The sequence below is a fragment of the Pedobacter sp. 01N416 genome, assembly GCF_056399685.1.
This window is the reverse complement of the sequence record NZ_JBFTRT010000659.1, coordinates 1-2,581: the sequence shown is the minus strand read 5'-3', so window position 1 is coordinate 2,581 and position 2,581 is coordinate 1. Positions and strand designations below refer to the sequence as shown.

The following is a 2,581-nucleotide window of genomic DNA, read 5'->3' as shown; positions in this document are numbered from 1 at the left end:
GTTTACAGTAATCACAATAATGCCCTTCTGGCGCCTGAACCCTTAATTGTTGTGAATTTGTTTCTTTAGTTTCTGTTGATGTTGCAGTTCTTTTAACTTGAGCCAGAACAGTAAATGAAATCGATAGCAGAAATACCGCTATAGCAGCCCCTTTTTTCATAAAATTTGATTAGAACTACAAAATTAATCAAAAAATATGGCTCTTGCTAGTTTTTAAAGGCTAGTGAGATAATGGCTAGTTATTTGACTATTTCTTTTTAGATGCTTTCGCAAAAGGATTGAAGGCCAGCGCAAGGTTAACCCAGAAATCCAATTCATCATTCCGGCCTAAAACATCTTCTGATACCGAAACGTAGCCCTTCATTGGTCTACCGCCCATAACCATCTGCTGCCAGCCATCTTTATCGGATAAATTTTCTAAAGTATTGGGGTCGAGTCTCACCATCATGCTGTTTTTAGAAACACCTATACACATTTTACCGTTCACCATAAAAATAAGCCCACTGAACATTTCTTTTTCCTCTACATCTTGTATATGCATTAAACGTTCGGCAACGCGAAGCGCTAAGGTTTCGTTATATTTCATAGTCTAAAATTAATGTGCATTTTTGCCTGTTCCGTATTTAATTCCAACTGTGTAGAAATATTTTCTGATCAAGTCGTATTTTTCAGTGCAAAATTCTCCTGTCTTTATTTTTTCTGAGCTATCTTCTCTTCTATGGCATTCGAAACAAATCTCAATATATTCTGCTATCAATCCTTTTTCATCTAAAAATACAATTGCATTTCTGGGATTATAACAGCTATATCCATCATCTCCTATCAGTAATCCCTTATAGCTCTTAGTAGACTTATAGCCAAAATTATATAGGATGTCAGTTAGTTTATCAATCTCCAATGCTGACAAAATCCTATTTTCTTTGATTCTCGTTTGATCTAGTTTTTGTTTTTTTGCCAACAAAGCTACGGTGAATTCTTTCTCATTATGATTTTTAGGCTGAGTTTTACCAGCAATATTAATTTCTGCACTTGGCTCAGGTAGTTCGAAAGAAATCAACATTACCTTTTTGTATTGGTTAAACGGGAAAAATTTTAATCTTTCACCAAGTGAATAAGTGTTTCGATGGATGCAGGCCATGCGTTTTTCTAAAACAGCATAGTCTGCTCTCGATGGCGGTTCCACCGGTGGCTTCATGATATCGTATTTTTTCTTTTGCGCAAAACCTACAAGGCAAATCAAAGAAAAAACTAAAGTAAGTTTAATAGCGTGCATTAGAATTGTTTATCCTTAAAATTAATGTTTATAAGATGTTGAACAAAATAATTTCCTTACTATCTCTATTTCAGTAAATTTGCAATATGTTGTTAAACTGCTATCAGGAAGAATTATTAGAGGCCGGGTGTGATGAAGCTGGAAGAGGTTGCCTCGCTGGTCCTGTTTTTGCCGCGGCGGTAATATTGCCAAAAGGTTTTGTGTTAGAAGGATTAAATGATTCTAAGCAGTTATCGCATGAGCAAAGGGCCGCTCTGAGACCTATAATAGAACAGGAAGCTTTAGCTTGGGCCGTAGCTTCTTGTGATCATGAAGAGATAGACCGGATCAATATTTTAAATGCTTCGTTTTTGGCCATGCACAGGGCGATTGAAAAATTACATACCCAACCACAATACCTGGTAATTGATGGCAACCGCTTCAAAACCTATCCGCAAATTCCACACAGTTGCATTGTAAAGGGCGATGGTAAATATCTAAATATCGCTGCCGCTTCTATACTGGCGAAAACCCACCGCGATGAATATATGACCAATCTACACGTCGATTTTCCGCATTACAATTGGCAGCAGAATAAAGGATACCCAACTATTGCGCACCGTAAGGCTGTAATCGAAATCGGGTTATCACCTTTTCACCGTAAAACTTTCAATGTGAGCGACCCTCAGTTAGAACTGTTTTCAAAAAACGCCTAAAATTTCGTATTTTCACAACATTGTGAAAATACTGTTGATTACTAAGCGGGTTCCCTTCCCGCCAAATAGTGGTTATCCTATTGTGGTTTATAATACCATAAAAGGTTTGCTGCAACTTGGCGCAGATATTACTTTGTTTAGCCTCAACCCCTCAAAAGGACGGATCGACATCGAGGATATCTACGATCCTATTTTCGAACAGATTAAATACCATACTTACGATTTAGATACAGATGTAAATGTATGGTCGGCATTTTTTAATATTTTCACTAACGAATCTTATAACGTTTCCCGTTATTATAGCGAAGATGCTGCGCTACAGTTAGAAAATCTCTTACGAGAAAACGTGTTCGATATTATTCAATTTGAGGGGCTTTTTGTTGTTCCTTATCTGGATGTGGTTAAGGCAAACAGTAATGCCAAGCTCATTTACAGGGCACACAATATCGAATTTACCCTTTGGGAACGTCTTTCTCATTCTGAAAAGTTTCTCATTAGGCGTAAATATTTAGCTTTTTTAGCCCAGCGGCTTAAAGCATATGAAACCGATCAGATTAACCGTTTCCACCATATTTTTGCCATTTCTGAGCCCGATCGCCAAAGCATATTAATG

Annotated in this window: 4 protein-coding genes; 2 read left to right on the top strand and 2 right to left on the bottom strand. The window is 37.2% G+C overall.

Annotated elements, in window-relative coordinates; translation table 11 throughout:
- Positions 1-247 precede the first annotated feature (247 nt).
- Positions 248-586, bottom strand: coding sequence for a TfoX/Sxy family protein (locus AC1DND_RS25455; protein ID WP_131028013.1), 339 nt, complete (start codon positions 584-586; stop codon positions 248-250).
- A gap of 9 nt (positions 587-595) precedes the next feature.
- On the bottom strand, positions 596-1,273 hold the full coding sequence (locus tag AC1DND_RS25450) for a hypothetical protein (protein WP_477585329.1): 678 nt from the start codon (positions 1,271-1,273) through the stop codon (positions 596-598).
- Between the two features lie 86 nt (positions 1,274-1,359).
- Between AC1DND_RS25450 and AC1DND_RS25445 the strand changes: the two genes are divergently transcribed.
- Both AC1DND_RS25445 and AC1DND_RS25440 read left to right on the top strand, forming a co-directional pair.
- On the top strand, positions 1,360-1,968 hold the full coding sequence (locus tag AC1DND_RS25445; RefSeq protein WP_477585327.1) for a ribonuclease HII: 609 nt from the start codon (positions 1,360-1,362) through the stop codon (positions 1,966-1,968).
- A gap of 22 nt (positions 1,969-1,990) precedes the next feature.
- Positions 1,991-2,581, top strand: a 591-nt coding sequence (locus tag AC1DND_RS25440) for a glycosyltransferase family protein (RefSeq protein ID WP_477585325.1), incomplete at its 3' end; no start/stop codon positions are given.